Here is a 243-nt window from a genome sequence, read left to right on the forward strand (position 1 = left end):
CCCGGCCAGGAGGTCATCTGCGAGGCCTCCGCACACATCGCGCGCGCCGAGCTCGGCGCCCACGCGGCGTACTCCGGCATCACGATGCGCACCTGGTTCCACCCGCGCGGCCCGGTCGACCAGGCGATGCTGCGGCAGATGCACGCGCCCGACCACGGCCCGTTCTTCGTGCGGACCGCGGCGATCTCGGTGGAGTGCACCCACAACATCGCCGGTGGCGCGGTGCTCCCGATCGAGGACCTG

General features: G+C 72.8%; 1 protein-coding gene. It reads left to right on the top strand.

Features of this window, described 5'->3' with window-relative positions; genetic code table 11:
• The coding region (locus tag QWY29_RS20580; protein WP_300963081.1) for a beta-eliminating lyase-related protein at nucleotides 1-243 on the top strand (243 nt) is incomplete at both ends.

Source organism: Nocardioides abyssi (assembly GCF_030412915.1).
In the GTDB taxonomy this organism is placed as follows: Bacteria; Actinomycetota; Actinomycetes; order Propionibacteriales; family Nocardioidaceae; genus Nocardioides; species Nocardioides abyssi.